The sequence below is a fragment of the Pseudoalteromonas undina genome (assembly GCF_000238275.3).
Taxonomy (GTDB): Bacteria; Pseudomonadota; Gammaproteobacteria; order Enterobacterales; family Alteromonadaceae; genus Pseudoalteromonas; species Pseudoalteromonas undina.
The window spans coordinates 217,247-238,818 of sequence record NZ_AHCF03000003.1 but is presented as its reverse complement, the minus strand read 5'-3'; the positions used below and the strand labels follow the sequence as shown (position 1 = coordinate 238,818).

At 40.8% G+C, this 21,572-nt stretch carries 19 protein-coding genes; 6 read left to right on the top strand and 13 right to left on the bottom strand.

Annotated features, from left to right (window positions below):
* Positions 1-70: 70 nt before the first annotated feature.
* Both PUND_RS04665 and PUND_RS04660 read left to right on the top strand, forming a co-directional pair.
* Positions 71-1,789 (top strand): POTRA domain-containing protein, encoded by a 1,719-nt coding sequence (locus PUND_RS04665; protein ID WP_010391551.1) that lies wholly within the window; start codon positions 71-73, stop codon positions 1,787-1,789.
* 64 nt (positions 1,790-1,853) lie between these two features.
* Positions 1,854-2,429, top strand: a complete 576-nt coding sequence (locus tag PUND_RS04660; RefSeq protein ID WP_010391553.1) for a mechanosensitive ion channel domain-containing protein — start codon at positions 1,854-1,856, stop codon at positions 2,427-2,429.
* 68 nt (positions 2,430-2,497) lie between these two features.
* On the opposite strand, the gene PUND_RS04655 is transcribed toward PUND_RS04660, so the two are convergent.
* The 3 genes from PUND_RS04655 to PUND_RS04645 form a co-directional block, all read right to left on the bottom strand.
* Positions 2,498-3,556 carry a succinylglutamate desuccinylase/aspartoacylase family protein gene (locus PUND_RS04655; protein ID WP_010391554.1) on the bottom strand — a complete coding sequence of 353 codons (1,059 nt, stop codon included), beginning with the start codon at positions 3,554-3,556 and terminating at the stop codon, positions 2,498-2,500.
* Entirely contained in the window at positions 3,543-4,448 is a 906-nt protein-coding gene (gene rimK, locus PUND_RS04650; RefSeq protein WP_008467750.1) for a 30S ribosomal protein S6--L-glutamate ligase, read from the bottom strand. The genes PUND_RS04655 and rimK overlap by 14 nt, the downstream gene beginning before the upstream one ends.
* A gap of 66 nt (positions 4,449-4,514) precedes the next feature.
* Positions 4,515-4,937, bottom strand: coding sequence for an ATP-dependent zinc protease family protein (locus tag PUND_RS04645; protein ID WP_010391555.1), 423 nt, complete (start codon positions 4,935-4,937; stop codon positions 4,515-4,517).
* Between the two features lie 250 nt (positions 4,938-5,187).
* Here PUND_RS04645 and PUND_RS04640 point away from each other — a divergent pair, with 250 nt between their 5' ends.
* Entirely contained in the window at positions 5,188-6,159 is a 972-nt protein-coding gene (locus PUND_RS04640; RefSeq protein ID WP_010391556.1) for a zinc transporter ZntB, read from the top strand.
* A gap of 68 nt (positions 6,160-6,227) precedes the next feature.
* Here PUND_RS04640 and rraB read toward each other — a convergent pair whose 3' ends face one another.
* From rraB to PUND_RS04595, 9 genes are all read right to left on the bottom strand, one after another.
* On the bottom strand, positions 6,228-6,563 hold the full coding sequence (gene rraB / locus PUND_RS04635; protein WP_008110603.1) for a ribonuclease E inhibitor RraB: 336 nt from the start codon (positions 6,561-6,563) through the stop codon (positions 6,228-6,230).
* Entirely contained in the window at positions 6,563-7,276 is a 714-nt protein-coding gene (locus PUND_RS04630) for a 1-acylglycerol-3-phosphate O-acyltransferase (protein WP_010391558.1), read from the bottom strand. The genes rraB and PUND_RS04630 overlap by 1 nt, the downstream gene beginning before the upstream one ends.
* Positions 7,277-7,442: 166 nt before the next feature.
* Positions 7,443-9,740, bottom strand: a complete 2,298-nt coding sequence (parC, locus tag PUND_RS04625) for a DNA topoisomerase IV subunit A (RefSeq protein WP_010391560.1) — start codon at positions 9,738-9,740, stop codon at positions 7,443-7,445.
* A gap of 10 nt (positions 9,741-9,750) precedes the next feature.
* The gene (locus tag PUND_RS04620) at positions 9,751-10,845 is read right to left on the bottom strand and encodes a PQQ-dependent sugar dehydrogenase (RefSeq protein WP_010391562.1); all 1,095 of its coding nucleotides are present in this window, start codon (positions 10,843-10,845) and stop codon (positions 9,751-9,753) included.
* 32 nt (positions 10,846-10,877) lie between these two features.
* The gene (gene parE, locus PUND_RS04615) at positions 10,878-12,767 is read right to left on the bottom strand and encodes a DNA topoisomerase IV subunit B (protein WP_010391564.1); all 1,890 of its coding nucleotides are present in this window, start codon (positions 12,765-12,767) and stop codon (positions 10,878-10,880) included.
* A gap of 20 nt (positions 12,768-12,787) precedes the next feature.
* Complete coding sequence (locus PUND_RS04610) at positions 12,788-13,351, bottom strand: YqiA/YcfP family alpha/beta fold hydrolase (RefSeq protein ID WP_010391565.1); 564 nt, start codon at positions 13,349-13,351, stop codon at positions 12,788-12,790.
* Positions 13,336-14,121: a metallophosphoesterase gene (locus PUND_RS04605; protein ID WP_010391566.1), complete on the bottom strand. Its 786-nt coding sequence runs from the start codon at positions 14,119-14,121 to the stop codon at positions 13,336-13,338. Before PUND_RS04605 ends, PUND_RS04610 begins: the two co-directional genes overlap by 16 nt.
* Positions 14,108-14,566 (bottom strand): DUF1249 domain-containing protein, encoded by a 459-nt coding sequence (locus PUND_RS04600; RefSeq protein ID WP_010391567.1) that lies wholly within the window; start codon positions 14,564-14,566, stop codon positions 14,108-14,110. Before PUND_RS04600 ends, PUND_RS04605 begins: the two co-directional genes overlap by 14 nt.
* 30 nt (positions 14,567-14,596) lie before the next feature.
* Positions 14,597-15,223, bottom strand: coding sequence for an NUDIX domain-containing protein (locus tag PUND_RS04595; protein ID WP_010391569.1), 627 nt, complete (start codon positions 15,221-15,223; stop codon positions 14,597-14,599).
* Between the two features lie 205 nt (positions 15,224-15,428).
* On the opposite strand from PUND_RS04595, the gene tolC reads away from it, so the two are divergent.
* The 3 genes from tolC (at position 15,429) to PUND_RS04580 (ending at position 18,429) form a co-directional block, all read left to right on the top strand.
* A complete protein-coding gene (gene tolC, locus PUND_RS04590) occupies positions 15,429-16,787 on the top strand; it encodes an outer membrane channel protein TolC (protein WP_010391571.1) in 1,359 nt (452 codons plus the stop codon).
* A 108-nt stretch (positions 16,788-16,895) separates the two neighbouring features.
* Complete coding sequence (lpxL, locus tag PUND_RS04585; RefSeq protein ID WP_010391573.1) at positions 16,896-17,819, top strand: LpxL/LpxP family Kdo(2)-lipid IV(A) lauroyl/palmitoleoyl acyltransferase; 924 nt, start codon at positions 16,896-16,898, stop codon at positions 17,817-17,819.
* A gap of 37 nt (positions 17,820-17,856) precedes the next feature.
* Positions 17,857-18,429, top strand: a complete 573-nt coding sequence (locus tag PUND_RS04580) for a toxin co-regulated pilus biosynthesis Q family protein (RefSeq protein ID WP_010391576.1) — start codon at positions 17,857-17,859, stop codon at positions 18,427-18,429.
* A 313-nt stretch (positions 18,430-18,742) separates the two neighbouring features.
* On the opposite strand, the gene glnE is transcribed toward PUND_RS04580, so the two are convergent.
* A complete protein-coding gene (gene glnE / locus PUND_RS04575) occupies positions 18,743-21,538 on the bottom strand; it encodes a bifunctional [glutamate--ammonia ligase]-adenylyl-L-tyrosine phosphorylase/[glutamate--ammonia-ligase] adenylyltransferase (protein ID WP_010391579.1) in 2,796 nt (931 codons plus the stop codon).
* Positions 21,539-21,572: the final 34 nt, after the last annotated feature.

Below are 21,572 nucleotides of genomic sequence, written 5' to 3'. Positions count from 1 at the left end.
ACATATTAATAACAATGATGTAAGCTAAGAGTAAGTGTTTTATTTTGCAAAATAGCGCTAAAGAGGGTCAATGCTAAATAGAAAATGGATTGCACGTAGTTGTTTTAGCCTTTCTATTTTGAGTATGTTTATGCTCAGCGTTTGCGCGCAAGAAACGCCACTAGCCCAAAGCTGCCAAAATGACGATTCATTGAAAACTTCTGAAATTAACTTGCGTCGACAAATCGAGTCTCAACCTCCACCGCTTACGATAAATAGTAACGCTAAAATTGCCTCAATTAATCTTAAACAACTTAATGTTTTTAATACCGAACTCGAAGCTGAAAACAACGCACTGTTTCGCTTTGCTAATCGTGCACATATACAAACTGAGCCTGAGGTTATTAAAAGCATTTTATTGTTTAAAGCGGGTGATACTTTTAATCAAAAAACCTTGGCTGAATCTGAGCGGCTACTGCGTAAACAAAACTATTTATATGACGCACAAATTGTTGCCAACGAAAACTGCGATGGCGATATTGATGTAACCGTGGTGACTCGCGATTTGTGGACTTTGCTACCCGAGCTTAGCTTTAGCCGCAGTGGTGGCGAAAATAAATCAAGTATCGGCTTTCGCGAGTCTAACTTATTTGGTTGGGGCAAACGATTATCGTTTGCTCGCAAAACCGACAGTGATCGTAATGGCTATTTATTTGTTTACGATGATCCAAATATCCTATCAACACGCTACAGAGGTCGTATAGAGTATGCCGATAACAGTGACGGTAAAAGTCACTTAGTTGAGCTTACTTACCCATTTTACGCCATTGATACACCCTATAGTTATGGTGCCCTGAGTTACTCTACCCAGCGAGAAGAGGCCCTGTACCTTAGGGGCGATAAATTTAGTGAGTTTGAACAGACCACCGATCTAAATCAGGTATTTTTTGGTCACTCTAAAGCCCTTAGCCATAACTGGACACAGCGCTTGAGCCTAGGTTATATCGATGAGCAACAAACATTTAAAAGCATAGATGAAACCACTGTGCCGCTAGCTGAAAATAGGCAGCTTAGTTATCCTTATGTAAGCGGCCACTGGTTTGAAGATAACTTTATAAAAGTGCGTAACTTTGACAGTATTTACCGTACCGAGGATTTAAATTTAGGCCGGAATATAAAAGCTACGCTGGGTTATTCTGATGAATCGATTAGTAACGACGATAGCCGCGCTATTTACTCATTTAATTTTAACAAAGCACACTTTAGTGGTGATAATACGCTATGGCGCTTTCACGCAGATATTCAAGGTTATTGGAATAAAGAACAAAAACAGCTTGAAAACTTAATCACCACCAGCCAAATTCAATATTATTTAAATACCAGCATTGATCAGTCTTGGTATGTAAAAGCCAGGCTACAATACGCAAAAAACCTCACCAACGATAAGCAGCTCACCCTCGGGGGCGAAACCGGTTTACGCGGTTACCCTATGGAGTTTCAACATGGCGATCGGAGTTTTTTAGTCAGCTTAGAAAAGCGCTACTATTGGGAGTATGACTTACTACAACTGTTTAAAGTGGGAGGCGCAGCCTTTCTAGATGTAGGTCGCGCATGGTATAACAATGACTCGAATACCCTGTATCAAGTTGAAAACACACCTGTACTTAAAAATGTTGGACTCGGTTTACGCCTTGCGCCAAGTCGCGCCAATGCAGGTACCATGATCCACCTTGATATTGCCGCGCCACTAAATAAATATAACGATGTTGACTCTGTACAGTGGCTACTGAGCGTTAAAAATTCTTTTTAAATCACTACTGCGCACAAAGCTAACACGTTACACTTTGCGCCTATCATTATTGTGAGAATACGTTTTGGAATTAATCTCTCTTTTAGAGCTTGTGAGCACACAATATAAGCTAATCGTAACCGTGATTGCACTGTTGAGCTTTCCGTTATTGTTAAAGCTCACTAAAAAATTACTCGAAAAAGCCATTAGAGGTAAAATCGATTTACACAGAAAATACCGAGCAGAGTTACTATTAAAAATAATACTCGCCTTTGTTATGTTGTGTTTAGTTTTAGTTTTTTGGGGAATAGAGCTGCGTGGTTTACTGGTATTAGGCTCTTCCTTATTTGCCATGTTAGGCGTTGCGCTGTTTGCGGCTTGGTCATTATTGAGCAACTTAACTGCTTTTTTACTCATGTTTATACAAAATGACTGCCGTGTAGGCTATTGGGTTAGAATCGTGGATGGGGCCAATGCCATTGAAGGGCGCATTATTGAAATGGGGCTGATGAATGTATTACTCGAACACGTTGATGGACATAGAGTGATTTACCCTAATAATCTATTTGTTACCCGTCCCGTGTTAGTACTCAATACAGAGCCAAAACCAACAAAAGCGCCTAAAATTAAACGAATTATTGGCCCAAAGCCACGTAATTAAATAACAATTACAAAAAAGCCGCTTCAGCTAATAAACTTAAGCGGCTTTTTTAATTCTTACGGGTGAAGTTAATTATTCAGCTCAGCCGTTTTCAGTTCATCATCTAAATCACTTATTTCACCAATAAAGCTTTCCAGCTGTTGCTCTACCAAACTATTTGAGTGAGCAAAGTAAGCAATATGAAACACAGCATCGCCTTCATTTACTAGAGGCATGGTTTGCTGACCAATAATAATGCCACTACGTGGAGCAAGCAATTCAAGCTCAGAGTCGCCAAGCGGACTACTTATGTATGCCAGTATTTGCCCTTTTGAGACACGTTCACCTAACGATACTTGCGCTCTTACTATGCCATCAACCTCAGCTCGTACCCAACTTGTTGAACCTGCAATAACCGGCTCAGGTAGTTTTTTAGGGCGCTTACCACGCATCATTTTTAAATGACGCATAACATAATCAACCCCTTGTACACCCGCTGCAATCGCAATCGGGTCAAAGCGCAACGCTTCACCTGCTTCGTAGGTAATAACGGGTATACCCAAATTAGCCGCTTCACTGCGCAATGAGCCATTGCGTAACGACGCATCAATAACCGCAGGTGTGCCAAAAGCCTTAGCCATTTGCGCTGTAGCTTCATCGGCTAAATTAGCGCGTATTTGCGGTAAGTTAGTACGATGAATCGCCCCCGTATGCAAATCTATAATATGCGTACAATGCACAGCGACTTGGTTAAAAAACATATACGCCATGCGACCTGCTAACGAACCACGTTCAGAGCCAGGAAAACTTCGATTCATATCACGGCGATCGGGCAAGTAACGAGATTTATGAATAAAACCAAATACATTCACAATCGGCACCGCTATTAATGTGCCACGCAACTGGTTAGGATCGATCTTAGCCAGTAACTGGCGCACAACCTCAACCCCATTAAGCTCATCGCCATGTATTGCCGCACAGACCATCAATACAGGGCCTTCCATAACACCGTTGACCACTTCAATAGGAATATTAAGCGGTGAATGGGTATAAAGCTTTGCAGCTTCTAGTGCGAGTGTTTTACGTTCACCTACACCAATGCTTTCACCTAACAGGGTGAAAGGTCGGTTAATTTTAACCTTTGCCACGAGTTGCTGTTCCTTTCACTGAGGCCGTTTTTTCAATAAAGTCAATCACCATACCCGCAATATCTTTACCAGTTGCCACTTCAATCCCTTCTAGGCCTGGCGATGAATTTACTTCCATAACCAAAGGGCCGCGAGATGAACGGAGTAAATCAACGCCAGCAACGTTTAAACCCATTGCTTTTGCTGCAGCAACCGCTGTTTTACGTTCTTCTGGGGTAATACGTACCAGTGTAGCGCTACCACCACGATGAAGATTAGAGCGGAACTCGCCCTCTTGTGCTTGGCGTTTCATCGCAGCAATCACTTTATCGCCCAATACAAAGCAACGAATGTCTGCACCACCGGCTTCTTTAATGTACTCTTGCACCATGATATTGGCTTTTAAACCCATGAATGCTTCAATAACACTTTCAGCTGCTTTACGTGTTTCAGCCAATACCACACCAATACCTTGAGTACCCTCAAGTAACTTAATAACGACCGGTGCGCCGCCTACCATTTCTAATAAATCTTTTACGTCATCGGGCTTGCTGGCAAAGCCTGTAACCGGCATACCCACACCTTTACGCGATAGTAACTGCAAAGAACGTAATTTATCGCGAGAGCGAGAAATAGCTACTGATTCATTAACAGGGAACACCCCCATCATTTCAAATTGGCGTAATACAGCACAACCATAAAATGTAACCGATGCACCAATACGTGGCACGATAGCGTCGAAATCTTTTAGGTTTTCACCACGATAATGAATTTCAGGTTGCTCTGAGTTTATGTTCATGTAAGAGCGTAACGCATCAATTACTTTCACTTCATGTCCGCGCGCCTCAGCAGCTTCGATTAGGCGACGCGTTGAATATAATTTTTTGTTACGAGATAAAATACCAATTTTCATCATTAAAGCCTTAACTAAATGATGTTGAGCAAGCAGATATAATTATGTTTGCTACTCAACGAATTCTTATAATAAATGTGATAAAGCCGGATCAACGACTATGCGATTTTCCATTGCTGTGCGCCCTAACAACATTCTAAACTTCATAGACGCACGACTTGTTAATGTAATTTCTATTGGCCAACTAAATTCGCCGGCATGTAATGTAGTTTCAATAAAGTAACGCAATTCTTTTTGGCCACTAGAGCTGGTAACGTACTTCATCTTTTTAACTTTGGCATTGCAGGTAATTTGCGTTTGCTCGTCTTCTTGCAATGGTTGGGCTGTAAATTTAACCCATTTTTCGCCATCGACTTCGTATTCTTCAATATTAATTGCATGAATACAGGAAGTACGCGCACCAGTGTCTATTTTTGCTTTAATTTGCTCGATGCCTAGCTCGGGTAAACTTAACCACTCACGCCAACCAACTGTTATTTTTGTCGTCATAAATGTGCCCTTAGTAAAAAAAGTGTTTTATACGCTACAGCCAACAAAACACCAACAAAATAAATTCATCTACTCGATAAGCCGATTTGATTGACCTTTTAAGTTAACTCGTTTAACAATGCACCCCTAACGTATGCACTTAACCATAGGCTAAAAAACAATTTTTTGTTGATTAACTCTACAAAGTAAAGCTAAGTTAAATACACTACAGTCAACTGTATTAAAAATATACTATCTATGAGAAATTATTATGATCAATGGCTTACTTCATGCGCTTATTCTTGATGAACAAGGCGGGGCTCGCCCAATAGAAAACAGTAAACAGTTACACCAATGGCAACCTACTGATGGAAAGCTGTGGGTGCATATGGATTACAGTCAAAAAGAAGCCGTTGATTGGTTAAAAAACTGCGGCCAATTAAACGACTACGAACTTGAATCACTCACCGCAGATGAAACACGTCCTCGCATTACTCCTACAATGAATGGCCATATGCTGTTTTTACGTGGAATCAATTTAAACCCAGCGCAAAGCCCTGAAGACATGGTGTCTATTCGCCTATTTATTAATAAAGACGTGGTGATCACTACCCGTAAGCGCCGGTTATTATCAGTGCAAGATATTCTAACCTCGTTAAATAATAATGAGGGACCAAGCAGTATTTCTGAACTAGTGTGTAGCTTAGCGCAAAAGCTCACTTCACGTATGCAAACGGTAATAGATGAACTAGATGAAAGCTTAGATGATTTTGAAGAAGAAATTGATGAGCCTAGTAAAAAGTTTGATAACCAAGGCTTGTCGCAACTTCGCCGCCAAACAATCGCGCTAAAACGTTACTTAAAACCGCAAAAAGAAGCGCTCAGCAACATGGTTAATAATCATTACCCATGGCTGTTTGACGATGATAAAGCCAAGCTAAATGAAACCACCAATTTACTTATTCGCTATTTAGAAGAGCTCGATAGTTCAATAGAACGTGCACTCGTTATTCAGCAAACCATTACTAACCAAGTGTCTGAGCAATTAAATCAGCGTATGTATGTGATGTCGGTGGTGGCTGCTTTATTTTTACCACTGGGATTTTTAACTGGGTTATTGGGGGTCAATGTTGGCGGTATACCTGGCACAGATAGTCCCTATGCATTTACCGCATTTGTGGTGTTTTTGGTTGTTTTGACTGGTGGGATTGGTATTTACTTTAAAAATAAAAAGTGGCTGTAATTACAATACAGATCCAATAAGACACAAAAAAGGCGAACATAATTGTTCGCCTTTTGCATTGGTAACCCTTACTCTTGAAAGTAAGTGCCCCAACCGTCGTATTCTACGTCGCATTCAACCGCAAGCTGTGCAAGCTTATCAACGTCTTCCATTATAACGTCAACATCTAATTCGGCTTCAACAACAATGTCAAAACTCCAAATCTTTTCGCCGTCTTCAAGCTCAAGTTCTGCTGGCTCTTCTACATCGTAACCTAGTTTAAACGCAGCAAGTGCAGCTTGTTCTAACTTAGTAAAATCTTCACATACAAAGTGGTGCTCTACTTCATAAAGGATTTCCGGATCGGAACCATCTTCAAGTAATGAAGTTACGATGTCTTCACTTATTTCACGCCAGTTTTCCATTATTTCTCTCTCACTTGAGCATCTAATTCTGTTATTTTAGCAGCCATAATGCTGTGCACACTTTTAGCATGTTCACGGGCACTGATACTGTTATCAAGTGCTATGGGGGCTAACATTTCAATGTAAATTGTACCATTATCCCAGCGATTTAGTTTAATGGTTTTATCGGTTGTGTTCATACATACTGGCACAACAGGTACCTCTGCACTCATTGCTGTATGAAAAGCACCGGTTTTAAAAGGGAGTAAACCACGACCATAACTACGCGTCCCCTCAGGGAACATCCACACCGACAAGCCTTTTTGTTTTATTTTAGCCGCTGCCTTAGAAATAGTGCCTGCCGCTTTAGAGCGATTTGCTCTGTCGATTAAAATATTACCCGATAACCAATAAAGCTGACCAAAAAACGGGATCCACTTCAGGCTTTTTTTGCCAACACTCACACAATTTTTTGGCACCATAGCTGGAATAGTAAATAAATCATAGCTATTTTGGTGATTCGCTACATACACAGCGGGCCCCACCTTAAGCGCATCGGGATGATATTTTAGTTCTAATTTAACCCCAAGCATTTTAGCCATTGAGCCAAACCAACTTGCAATAACGTGCACATTATTAGGATGAAATGGTCTAAATATTGATAACAACAAACCAAAAAAACAACTTAATAATATAAACAACAGCATTATTAAAATACGTATAACAGCTAGCAAGTGCGCCTCTCCAATATAACCACAATCATGTATTGTTTTATTATAACGTTATTTTGTTACGCAGACGAGAAAATAGCGCACAAGCGTGCGCTGAAATAAAACAGTCATAAAAAAACGGCTTACCTGAGTAAGCCGTTTTCTAATTTTATCTAATTTTATCTCAAGATTAACTTGGCTCTGCGTCTGAGCTTGGCTCATCAACTTGTTGCGGTGTTAACTCTACCACAGCTTCATCTACGCGCTGTAAACCACGAGGTAACTTATTCCCTCTGCGGCCTCGCTCGCCATGGTAATGCTCAAGGTCGCTTGGTTTAAGGGTCAGCTTACGCTTACCTGCATGCAGCGTTACACTGCTGCCTTGCGGCACAACAGCTAATACTTTTACAAACTCTTCGCGGGCTTGTACTTTCGCACCCGGAATAGAAATAATTTTATTACCCTTACCTTTACCTAGCTTAGGTAGGTCACGCAGTGGGAATAACAACATCCGCCCTTCGTTAGAAATCGCCATACAGTAGTCAGTAGCCACGTCGTTAACGCGAATTGGCGAAAGTAACACACCACCTTTTGGCACACTCACTAACGCTTTACCGTTTTTGTTTTTGCTCACTAAATCTTTAAAGTCAGTAATAAAACCATAACCAGCGTCGGAGGCCATTAACAACACTTGAGCATCCTCACCCATTACTACGTGCTCAAAGCTGGCGCCTGAGGTTAGATTAAAGCGCCCTGTCATTGGCTCGCCTTGGCTTCGCGCTGAAGGAAGACTATGAGCATCAGTGGCAAATGCACGTCCAGCTGAATCTAAAAATACCGCAGGCTGATTACTTTTACCTCTCGCTGATGCTCTATAACCATCACCAGCTCTGTAATTTAATCCTTCCACATCTAAGTCATGACCCTTACCAACCCGTGCCCAGCCTTTATCTGATAGCACCACGGTGACTGACTCTGATGGAATTAAATCTTTTTCGCTCAGTGCTTTGGCTTCTACACGCTCAATCACAGGCGAGCGGCGATCATCACCATACATTTCTGCAGCTTCTTGAATTTCTTTTTTCAATAAGGTCGACATGCGACGATCTGAGCCCAATGTTTGCTCTAATTTGTCACGCTCTTTTGCCAATTCGTCTTGCTCACCACGAATTTTAAACTCTTCAAGTTTTGCCAAATGGCGAAGTTTTAATTCTAAAATGGCTTCTGCTTGAATATCGGTTAAATCAAAGCGCTCCATCAATATTGGTTTAGGCTTATCTTCAGAGCGGATGATTTCTATAACTTCATCAATATTTAAAAAGGCAGCCAGTAAACCTTCTAAAATATGTAATCGAGCCAGTACTTTATCAAGTCGATATTGCAAACGACGACGAACCGTTTCGCGTCTAAAGGTTAGCCACTCCGTCAAAATACTACGTAAGTCTTTAACCTGTGGACGACCATCTAAGCCGAGCATATTTAAGTTTACGCGGTAATTTTTTTCAAGATCGGTGGTGGCAAATAAGTGCGCCATTAATGGCTCAGCTTTAATTCGATTTGAACGCGGCACAATCACAATACGGGTCGGGTTTTCATGATCAGATTCATCACGTAAATCGGCCACCATCGGCAACTTTTTAGCATTCATTTGCGCTGCAATTTGCTCAAGTACTTTTGCACCCGAACATTGATGCGGTAACGCAGTAATAACTATATCGCCCTGCTCTTCACAATACACAGCGCGCATTTTAATTGAGCCACGACCGGTTTTATAAATTTTGTGAATATCAGCTTTTGGAGTAATTATTTCAGCATCAGTTGGATAATCAGGCGCATGCACTAAATCCAATAACTCTTCGAGTTCTGTTTTTGGTTTATCAAGTAATAAACAACAGGCACTGGCTACTTCACGCACATTATGGGGCGGTATATCGGTTGCCATACCTACCGCAATACCGGTGACACCATTAAGTAATATATGCGGTAAGCGCGATGGCAATACTAATGGTTCATCCATGGTGCCGTCGAAGTTTGGCGTCCAATCAACAGTCCCTTGGCCTAACTCTTTAAGTAATACTTCAGAGAATTTAGATAAACGCGCTTCGGTATAACGCATTGCCGCAAACGACTTCGGATCATCTGCAGCACCCCAGTTACCTTGACCATCAACTAACGGGTAGCGATAAGAAAACGGCTGCGCCATAAGTACCATGGCTTCATAACAGGCACTATCACCGTGAGGATGGTATTTACCTAATACATCACCCACGGTACGGGCTGATTTTTTGTATTTAGCACTTGCCGATAACCCCAGTTCACTCATCGCATAAATAATACGACGCTGAACGGGTTTTAAGCCGTCACCAACGTGCGGTAAGGCACGATCCATGATCACGTACATTGAATAATTTAAATAGGCGTCTTCGGTAAAACGCCCCATTGTTTGCTGTTCAATTCCTTGCATTAGCAAGGTATCTGTATCACTCATTAAAGCTTACCTAGTTTTTCTTATAGCTTACGCGGTAAATTACGTTAGCGTAATCATCGCTTACCAATAGACTGCCATCATTTAATTGTGCAAATGCAACAGGGCGTCCAAATGTCGTTTCGTCTTGCATAAAGCCGGTGATCAGTGGCGTATATTTAGTTACTTTGGCATTTTCTATGGTTGCCACAGCCACTTTATAACCAACCTTTTTAGAGCGATTCCATGAACCATGCTCAGCAACAAATAACTGTTGTTTGTAGCTATCTGGGAACTGTTTGCCGGTATAAAAATGAATACCTAATGGCGCAACATGCGCCCCCAATGCCAATGCAGGTTGAGTGTAATCAGCAATATTTTTGCCTTCACCAAACTCAGGATCAACAATAACGCCACCATGCACGTATGGAAAACCAAAGTGCTCTTCTTCCTTAGTAATGCGGTTTAGCTCATCAGGTGGAATATCATCCCCCATCATGTCGCGGCCGTTATCGCTAAACCATAGCATTTGCGTACTAGGATGAAAGTCAAAACCCACCGTATTACGTACACCTTTGGCTAAAGTCGTTATTTCTTTGGTATCGGTATTTAACGAAAAAATACGGCCAAAGCGAGCATCTTCCTCACAAATATTACACGGTACGCCAACGGGAATTATCAGCTCGTCGTTTGGTGCAAAACGCAAAAACTTCCAACCATGATGACGCTCTGACGGTAAATCGCTATAAAACACTTCATACTCAGGGTTTTTGAGGTGTTTATCGATATTTTTAAAACGGATAATACGGTGCACTTCACCAACATATAAGTCACCGCCTTTAATTGCTAAACCCGAGGGCATATTTAATCCCTCTGCAATCACTATTTTTTTATCTGCCACACCATCGCTGTTATGGTCAATCAGTGCATACACATTGCCCGCTTTACGAGACCCTGCATACACAATACCTCGGCTTGATACTGCAATTTGCCGTGCATTTTCAACATCATCAGCAAATAAGCTGATTTCAAAACCCGGTGCAGCGGTCAGCTTGTCGAGTATATTTTTCGCCATCACTGGCGATGATATTAAGCCCAGTAACAACAGTGTGCTAAATAATTTATTCATTTGCCTCTCCTGTTTTAAAGCCCAAAGGCTTATTAAACTTGTGCCTTGTTACCATGATCCTCTAGCCATTGACGGCGATCTGATGAGCGCTTTTTAGCGAGTAGCATATCCATCATTTCCATTGTTTGCTGCTCTTCATCAAGAGTAAGCTGTACTAAACGACGAGTATTAGGGTCCATGGTTGTTTCACGCAATTGTAGCGGGTTCATTTCGCCCAAACCTTTAAAGCGTTGTACGTTTACTTTTCCACGTTTTTTTTCTGCTTCTATGCGCGCTAAGATACCGGTTTTTTCATCTTCATCCAGCGCGTAGTAAACATCTTTACCAATATCAATTCTAAATAACGGTGGCATAGCAACATACACATGGCCGGTTTTAACTAATTGTGGGAAATGGCGAACAAATAAGGCACACAGTAAGGTGGCAATATGCAGTCCATCGGAGTCAGCATCCGCTAATATACAAATTTTATTATAACGTAGTCCCGACATATCGGCTGAGTCTGGGTCTATACCTAGCGCAACTGAAATATCGTGCACTTCTTGAGAGGCCAAAATTTGCCCTGACTCAACCTCCCAAGTATTTAAAATTTTACCTCTTAACGGCATAATTGCTTGGAATTCACGATCTCGCGCTTGTTTAGCTGAGCCCCCTGCTGAGTCACCCTCTACTAAAAACAATTCTGTGCGGTCATTATCAGCAGCACTACAATCGGTCAGTTTGCCTGGTAATGCTGGGCCTGATGTAACTCGCTTACGTACTACTTTTTTAGCCGCACGTAAGCGACGCTGTGCATTTGAAATACATAGTTCAGAAAGTAGCTCTGCGGTGTCAGTGTGCTCATTTAGCCATAAGCTAAAGGCATCTTTTACTACACCCGATACAAACGCAGCACATGAACGTGATGAGAGTTTTTCTTTGGTTTGCCCTGCAAATTGTGGGTCTTGCATTTTAACCGACAACACATAACTACAACGTTCCCAAATATCATCTGGGGTCAGCTTTACGCCACGTGGTAATAAATTTCTAAACTCACAAAATTCACGCATCGCCTCTAAAAGCCCTTGGCGCAGACCATTTACATGGGTGCCCCCTTGCGCGGTAGGAATTAAGTTTACATAACTTTCGGCTATCGACTCACCACCTTCAGGCATCCATACTACCGCCCAATCAGCGCCTTCAATAGAACTTGAAAACTCACCCACAAATGGGTCTTTAGGTAGTATTTCGTAACCTTTAACGGCTTCAATTAAGTAATCTTTTAAGCCTGTTTCATAAAACCACTCTTGGGTTTCTTTCGTTTGTTTATTTACAAACTTAATACGCAAACCTGGACATAAAACCGCTTTAGCTTTTAATAAGTGATTAAGCTTAGTCAAAGAAAAATTAGCAGAGTCAAAATAGCTGGTATCTGGCCAAAAACGTACCGTAGTACCAGTGTTGCGTTTACCCACTGAGCCAATAACATTTAAATCTTCAACTTTATCGCCATGCTCAAAAGCCATTCTAAATTGCTGCGCATCACGGCGAACCGTTACTTCCACGCGGGTAGATAGCGCATTAACAACCGAGATACCTACGCCATGCAAGCCACCAGAGAATTGATAGTTTTTGTTTGAAAACTTACCGCCGGCATGCAGCTTAGTAAATATTAACTCAACTCCTGGAATACCTTCTTCTGGGTGAATGTCAATTGGCATACCTCGGCCATCGTCACTCACCTCAAGCGAATTATCTTCATGTAAAATGACATCAATACGTGTTGCGTGCCCAGCCATTGCCTCATCAACACTGTTATCAATAACCTCTTGGCCTAAATGGTTTGGCCTTGTGGTATCTGTATACATGCCAGGGCGGCGTTTTACCGGCTCTAATCCATTTAGTACTTCAATGGCTTCGGCGTTATAATTTTGTTGAGTCATAGTTTTTATCTTTATATACGCTAATATCTGATTTTAAGAAAATCTACAATGCTTGAAAAAGCTCGCTCAAAGCCATTAAAGCTATGATCGCCGCCAAATTCAATTAACTGTTTACATTGTGAGTAATACTTTATTGCGTGCTGAAAATTTAACACTTCATCCCCTGTTTGCTGTAATAAGTACAACAGTTCAGGGTGTTTTAACTCTGTCACCGTTAATGCTTTTAACGCATCTATATGACGAGATTGTAATTGGTAATTATAATCTTGATACGGATTATAATTAGGCCCAAGTATAGGCTCTAATAATGTATATGGGGCAACGGCAGGATTAATTACCACCGCAGGAATTTGATAACGCTGCGATAAATACGTGGCAAAAAAACCACCTAGCGAGCTGCCCAATAATACGGTATTCGGTGTTAATAGTTGTTCAAGCGCTATAATAGCCTCTACAGGCTCATGATTTAAACGCGGCACACAATAATCAACATCATAGTGTGCCATAAGCTCACCAAAGCGCACAGCTTTATATGATTTTTCAGAGCTATTAAAACCGTGAATATAAATTACTCGTTTAACCATACCACGTCCGAGTGTATATGCACCTGTTGTTGCTCAGCATTTAAATACAGCATGCGATAAGCTGCCCCTTTATTTTCTTGCTGCCAAGTCGCACTGTGTTTACTAAATTGCACGCAGCTGGCTGGGGTAGCGTAAACATTGAGCCCTCTAAACTGCTGTTGATAGTCATTATGGACATGCCCATGAAACAGCGCATCAACGCGACCATTATTAACTAATAAATTTAATAGTTGCGGCCCATTTTCTAACATATGTTTATCTAGGTAGCCATTAATAGGTAATGGGTTGTGATGACAAAATGCAATGTGACGATTATTTGAATCAACTAAGCAAGCCATAATTTCATCTAAATGCGTGGCACTGACCCACCCTGCAGGCGTATTACCTTTAGAATTAATTAATATCAGCTCAATCCCTTGTGCCACTATGTGTTTAGCGTGTTGTATTTGCCCACCACTAATTAAATTAAGCTGTTCAATCTCATCATGGTTACCAGGCACCCAAAATACGGGGCAATCAACTTCACTATTATGAATAAGTTCTGCAAATAATAAATACGAATTAAAGCTGTGATCTTGCGTTAGGTCACCACCAAATATCAACGCATCAGGCTGCTGCTTTGCTATATCGGCCAATGCTTTAACAAAATGTTCAGCGGTATTAACGCCAAAGTATTCAGCATCTTTATCACTAAAAAGGTGGCAATCAGTTAGGTGTGCAATTCGAAGCGTAGTTTGTTCAAAATAATAGATGTCATCAAACCAAGCCATTATTTACATCCCAATTAAGTGTTGATTGACCTCTTTCAACACACGCTACCAACCAGTCATACAAAAAAGCATTTAACTGATACTTTTCATCTTTTTGATGCATTTTTGGGTTAGGGTAACCATAAGAAGGCTTAATTCGTTGGTGGTAGTCATGATGAATAATTTCAGCCACCTTCGCATCATTGTACAAACGTACCGTTAAATACAACGGTGCAATGCCAACGAGCATGCCATTTAACTGTTTAATAGACACATCAAGTGTGTACTTAGCACTATCATCTATGTGAATTACAAATTCACTGTGCCCTAATTTAATTTCTCTTACATTGCCAATCACTTGCTCATGAGGCAGTAGTTTTAAAAGGCGTACGTAATTGTGCTCACAAAGCGTTAAATACTTTGGAAGGCTTTGAATGTATCGATTAGTGGTTAAAAGTGCTGTCAAAATACCGCCATTACTATTAAAAATTAAAAACTATGTCCACTTTTTACGTATCTTATCGCGATTTAGCGCTAACCATTGCAAGCAAATTACGGTAGCAGCATTATCTATTTCACCACTATTAAGTCGCTGTAGTGCTTCGTCTACGTGCATAATATGGGTTTTAATATCTTCACCTTCGGTTTCTAACCCATAAATGCCAGTACTCATTTGGCTTAAATCGGCGTGAGCTAAATATAAGAACAAACGCTCTGTAGTACCGCCGGGGCTTGAAAGGTAAGACAACATAAACTCAAGTTCTGTTAAATTAAGCCCCGCTTCTTCAAGCGCTTCTTTTTTAACAACCGCTTCGTAATCTTCACTGCCATCGGTCATACCCGCTATACATTCTAACAGCCAAGGCGTATGTTTGCTTTTAATTGCGCCAATTCGAATTTGTTCTATAAGCAATACTTGCTCAGTGACTGGATCATAAGGTAATACCGCGACCGCATCGCCACGCTCTAAAATTTCTCGACGAATAACCTCAGACTCTCCACCAGCAAACAGGGCATGCTGAAATTGATAAAGGTTTATTTTAAAAAAACCGTTATACAAATTTTCAACCGGTTTTAATCTCACATCATCATGGGTAAATTGAGTACGACTTTTATTCGCCATATTTTTTATTTCCTTTTTGGAAGCGCAGATACATCAACGCTTTGATTACCAGCCCTATTAAAACGCTAAATTGAGCGAATGAGGCGTGTTAGGTATATATTCTGTTACACTTGAGAACGTTGTTTTACTAATTTTTTTTTTAGTTATTAAGTAAAACAGGTTAACATGCCTGTAGTACAAAAATTGTCTAAGGACCGAACATCACATGAAAAAGAACATCCTTGCAGCACTGGTTAGTTTATCATGCGCATTGGGCTCAACCGTAGCCAATGCTGAAGATTTACTTCAAGTTTTTGAAATCGCAACAGCCAACGATCCTACCGTTTTAAAAGCAAAAGCCCAAGCTGATGCTCAATCATACCAAAGCGATCGCGCTATGAGCGCACTATTACCGCAAATTGGCTTGACTATGAGTTACACAAAGTCTGACTCAACTTCCTTCAGACAATCTGAGGATTTATCTTCTCTTGATAAAATTAATGCTGAAAACGACGAGTTTTCTCGTGGTATTAGCTTAAGCCAAACGTTATTTGATTTAGGCGCATGGAATTCATTAGGTATAGCCGACAAACAAGCACTTCAAGCAAGCGGCCAATACGACTTTGCCAAGCAAAACCTAATTGTGCGTGTTGCTGAGGGCTATTTTAACGTACTTAGCGCTATTGATAACCTTGAATTTGTACAAGCTGAAAAACGTGCCATTGAGCGCCAACTTGAACAAACTAAACAGCGTTACGCTGTAGGTTTAACAGCTATTACCGATGTACATGAAGCACAAGCACAATTTGATAATTCAGTAGCGCAAGAGATCATTGCTAATAATGCGGTAGAAACAGCCCGTGAGCAGCTACGTGAGATCACTGGTAAGTACCACGCAAAGCTGGATATGTTAAACACCGAAACATTTTCTACTGTTAAGCCAAGTACGCCTGCAACTGATTTAGTTAAAATAGCTAAAGACAAAAACTTAAATCTGCAAGTATCAAAAATAACGGTTGATATAGCTAAAGAACAAATTGAACTCGCAAAAGCAGGTCATTACCCAAAACTAACGTTAAATGCTAGCTACGGCGACTCATTAACAGATAGTGAGTTAAATGGCGCTAGTTTTGACGACCAGCCTCGTTCTGATTCAACCTCTATTGGACTAAACTTTAGCGTCCCACTTTACTCAGGTGGCGCAACGGTTGCTGCAACAGATCAAGCACGTGCATTTTACGTTGCTGCTAGCCAAGATTTTGAAACCGATTATCGTGCAGTCACTCGCTCTGTAATTACTTCTTACAATCAAGTGGTATCTGACATTGCAACATTTAAAGCGCTTGAACAAGCGGTTATCTCAGCACAAAGCGCATTAAAAGCCACTGAAGCGGGTTTTGAAGTAGGTACACGTACAATCGTTGATGTACTGATCAGTACGCAAAACTTGTACAATGCAAAGCGTAACCTTGCTGATGTACGTTATCGTTATGTTGTTTCAACGCTTCGCTTAAAACAAGCAACAGGAACATTGAGCCGTGAAGATTTAGTGGGTATAAACCAAGGTTTAAATACCGTTAACTAAGCAGACGACTTCATTATAAATAATCACTAAAGCCAGCTTTTTGCTGGCTTTTTGTATTTTTTAACACATAGCGTTAAACTAACGTTTTATTTTTAGAGAAAAATTTTTGTGGTCAACTCATCCCCTTTTAAAGCCTCTTTTTTAGGTCCTCGTTATTGGCTAACCTGGATTGGTGTTTTGTTTTTATATCTCATTTCATGGTTACCGCAAAAACTACAATTAGCTATGGGTAAGCAGCTAGGACGCTTGGTTCATAAATATATGAAGCGTAGAAGGCATATTGCTGAAGTTAATATTAAACGCTGTTTCCCCGCAATGAGCGAAGCCGAGCAACAACAGCTGGTACTTAAGAACATGGAAAATACTGGTATTGCAATGGTTGAAACCGGTATGGCTTGGTGGTGGCCACAGTGGCGGGTAGAAAAAGTACTCGGGTCACTAAAAGGACTTGAACATTTTGAGCGCGTACAACAATCAGGAAAAGGCGTTTTATTACTTGTTCCACATATACTTCACCTTGAAATGGCAAGCCGCGTAATGGGATTGAAGTGCCAAGGTATTGGTTTTTATCGCCCACATAATAACCCGCTTATGGAATATTTTACCACCAATGGACGCCTTCGATCTAACGAGTACATGGTTGGTAAAAAAGATGTTAAAGGACTATTGAAAGCATTAAAAAATAAAAAAGTTTGCTATTACTTACCCGATCAGGATTATGGCCGTAGCCGCTGTGAGTTTGTGCCTTTTTACGCAGTACCCGATACAGCAACAACCACTGGTACACTGATGTTTGCAGGTAGTAAAAACTGCGAAACAATGAGCCTAATTACTCGTCGGGATGAAAACGGAAAGTATCACTTAGAAATCATGCCTGAGCTTGAAAACTTCCCAAGCGGCGATGATAAAGCCGATGTAACACGTGTTAATCAGCGCATGGAACAATCAATAAATGCCGCCCCTGAACAATATATGTGGTTGCATAGACGTTTTAAAACACGACCCGATAAAGACGCCCCCTCTTTCTATTAAAGATGGGTTATTAAAATAACAAAGATGAGTAACAGCCATGTGGTTTTGGATTAGATATATACTTTTAGCTTTATTGTTAATTGGCGCAGCCATTTACTTTCTACTAAATGGTTCGTCGTCACTTAATTATCAACAAACCACTAACGCTGCGGCTGAAGGGTTATCGCGGTTTTATGCATCAATCCGAGATAGAATTTCTGTCAATAAAGACAATGACAAATTTGTAATTGAACTCGAAAAACCCGATCTTAGCCTCGACAGAGCGCTAAACCAGCGTTCTTTTGTAGTAGAGCCTATGCCTTTAAATTGGAGTGGAGAAGTAGGCCCGCGTCGCTTCCAACGTGACTCAACCTTGCGTACCGTACTAACCCAATATGCTAATAACGAAGGTATTACTTTAATGTGGTACTTAGACAAAGATTACGTTGTTAAAGATCACTTTCGAATAGATAGCAGTTTTAACTCCGCTTTATACCGCGTTAGCCGCTCTATAAATGATGATTTTTCAAATGAAGTGTATGCGTTTTTCTGCCCTAAACAACGCGCAGCGGTTATTACCGAGCTACCGTCTGAATTTGTACGTACAAACTGTTTAAAGCTAAGTAATTAACTAGGGTCTGTTGACCTTTCAAGGTTGAATTTGCAGCTGTCTGTTTGGTATTTAGGCAAGGCAGAGCCTATGAAGTGTGGTTATTCCCCATAAATAGGCGATAACGTGGAATAAATGCCAAACAGGCGCTGCCCGAAGGGTTCTGCCTAGGGGCAATTAACTCTTTGTTGCTCGGTTCTTACTTAGCCCACTAGGTTACAAACCTCGCGCCGCGATTAAATTGCCCCTAGTTTGAACAAATATCAATCCGCAAAGTTCAACAGACCCTTGGCTTTATAGGCGCTCAATAATAATCGAGCGCCTATGTATTTATTCAATTTAATTCAAAAATAGCCTGCCATATCGACGTGACATTTTTAATATCTTCACTAAAATCTTCACGTTTTACGCAGCGACCCTGCTGATCTAAGCTCAACACATGATAGCGTGAGCGATAATCTATATAGGCTTTAATAAGTTGCTGTTTCTGTGTGTCTGTAATGCAACCAATTTTAGCCGCGTCCGTTAAAATTCTGACATTGTCAGAATTGTCGCATAAGTGGGTAAACTCATGAGCGTACTTTAATACTAAATATTGAGTGATAAACTCAATATCGGTCATCGCCCCCACGTCTTGTTTTAAATCAAACTGCTGTTCGTTGCCTTTAGCTAAATGGCCACGCATTTTTTCGCGCATTTTAATTACGTCGGTTTTTAGCAGTTTAACATCACGTTTTTGACACAATATCTCGGCACGAATTTGTGCAAAACGCGTTACTAATTCAGTTTGGCCTAAAATCAGCCTCGCTCTGACTAAAGCTTGATGCTCCCACGTCCATGCTTGAGTTTGTTGGTAATGATTAAAACTCTCTAAGTTAATCGCTAATAACCCTGATGCCCCCTCTGGACGAAGTCGAGTATCTAATTCATATAAAATACCTGAAGCAGTACGAGTATTAAATAAATGCATTAAACGCTGTGCTAGCTTTAAATAAAATTGCCTTGAGTCAATTGCCTTGTCGCCGCTGGTATAGCTGGTACCGTCATGGTTATGCACAAAAACTAAATCGAGATCAGAGTCATAACCCACCTCAAAACCACCGGTTTTTCCATACGCAATAACGGCAAAGCCTTTATGTTCATCGTCGGTATTAGGTGGCATGCCAAAACGTTTAATACAATGATACCAAGCAATATTAACAGCCTGATCAACTATCGCTTCTGCAAGTGCAGTTAAGTGATCGCTTACTTTCATAACATCAATAACGCCAGTGGCATCTGCGGCAGCAATCCGTAACTGATGGGTTTGTTTAAACTGACGCAATGCCTCCATTTGTTGTTCAAGATCGTCATGTTCAATACGTAAAAAATACTGTCTTATTTCATCTTTGTACGCTGTTAATGGGGTCGGTTTATACAGCACTGCAGGATCGATAAGTTCATCGAGTAGAATGGGATACAATGAAATATGCTCTCCAATCCACTTGCTATGGCAACAGAGCAAAACTAACTGCTTTAACGTTCCAGGGTTTTCATACAACAGCTCTAAATAAGCGGTGCGCGAAATAATTTTATTTAGTATTTGGCATACCGTTGTAAACGCACTGGCAGTAGCATTAAAGTCGTTTAATTGTTTTAGTAATGCAGGCATTAATTTATCAAGAATATCGCGTCCACGGTTGCCCACTTTGGCTTTAGATAGGCGCTGTTTGAAGTCATGTAATGGTGTTTGCCACTCTTCTCTTGGTTCATTCAAAAAGCTAACATCACCATGATCCCAAGTACTTATAAACGCGCCTTCACAAGTATCAAGTGGTTCAGTTTCTTCACCAATTACCTGAATAAACTCATTATGAATTTGCGCCATGACCTGTTCTATTTTTTCAATAGCTGAGTCAAAATTACCTTGCTTCAACAATACATTCAGCCGTTGCTGATTTAGCTCATCATCAGGCAGAGTTTGTGTTTGCTGATCATCAAAAATTTGTAGGTATTGCTCTACCCTACGTAAATAAAGGTAGTTATTTTTAAGCCCTCTGGCTTCATGCTCATCAATCACTTGGCTAACTGTTAGCTGCTCTAATGCAGTTAATAAAGATTGTGTTTGTAAATTTGCTTCTCTGCCGCCTCTGACCATTTGCAATGCTTGAATAATAAATTCAACTTCGCGAATGCCGCCACCACCTAATTTAATGTTATTAGTTAAGCGCTTACGACGCACTTCTTGGGCAATCATGAGTTTCATTTTTCTAAGCGATTCAATCACCGAAAAATCAATGTAGCGACGATAAACAAAAGGTCTCAGCAAGGTATTAAACTCCTGCCAATAACGATTAGGCGTGCCAATTAATCGCCCTTTTAACATCGCGTAGCGCTCCCAATCACGCCCTTGCTCTTGGTAATAGTCTTCAATGGCATTAAAGCTCATCACCAACGGACCACTTTCACCAAATGGGCGCAAACGCATATCAACCCGAAATACTTGGCCATCCACGGTGCATTGGTTCAGGGCTGTAATTAACTTTTGGGCCACTTTAGTATAAAAAACAGATGCTTCGAGCGAGCGACGACCGCCTTGGGTTTTAACGTTGCGGGGGTATGCAAAAATAAGGTCGATATCAGATGAGTAATTTAGCTCTTGCCCTCCTAACTTCCCCATGCCTAGTACCATTAATGGTAAAGCGTTTTTATCTTCATCTAATGGTTCACCATTAGTTTTAGCAACATTATTGTAGGCCCATTGATTAGCACTATCTATCAGTTTATTGGCAAGTTCACTAATGTATTTAATGCTATCCGCAATTGAGTTTTCACAACATAAGTCTAAAAAAGCGACTTTTAGCCAGTACTTTTCACGATATTGGCGCAGTAATTGATGACATTGCTGCTCTTCTACTTCATTTATATTAAGTGTTGCAAAGGGATCTGAAATTTCTCTATTGTTAATTTCAACTTCGCATAGCAACCAAGACAACAGCGAAGGTTGAGAGCTTAAACTGCGCCAAGCAAAATCACTTAACGCTAATAAACGCACTATTTGCTGCTGGATTTGTTGTTCGGGATACAGCGCTGCAAAACGCGTTTCACCCAGTTTTTGTAATTCAATAGGAAGCTGCGTGTCGTTACTCATCAATACCCTCTTTTATCTCACCAATAACCATACT